Source organism: Methylobacterium sp. J-072 (assembly GCF_022829425.1).
Taxonomy (GTDB): Bacteria; Pseudomonadota; Alphaproteobacteria; order Rhizobiales; family Beijerinckiaceae; genus Methylobacterium.
In genome coordinates this window covers 1-304 of sequence record NZ_JAKSYK010000005.1, presented here as the reverse complement: position 1 = coordinate 304, position 304 = coordinate 1, and the positions used below count along the sequence as shown (strand labels likewise).

1 pseudogene is annotated in these 304 nt (G+C 73.0%); it reads left to right on the top strand.

Annotated elements, in window-relative coordinates:
• Positions 1-304: pseudogene (locus MKK67_RS00015) on the top strand (sugar transporter); the annotation flags it as partial.

Genomic DNA, 304 nt, shown 5'->3' with positions numbered 1-304 from the left:
ACGCTCGCCCGCTACGAGATCATCGACGTCACCCCCTCCGTGATCGAGGCCCTGCGCGGCCGCCCGCTGGACAGCCTGCTCGCCTCCTTCGGCGACCACTGCCCCTCCACCGAGCCGGTGATCGGCATCGGCGACATGGTCTCGGTCGCGGTCTGGGAACCCGGATCCGGCGGCCTGTTCTCCGGACCGCTGGTCGCCGACCGGTTCGCCGCCGGCTCCAAATCCGCCCTCATCCCCGAGCAGCCGGTCGGCCGCGACGGCGCCATCCCGGTGCCCTATCCCGGGCGCATCAAGGTCCCCGGCC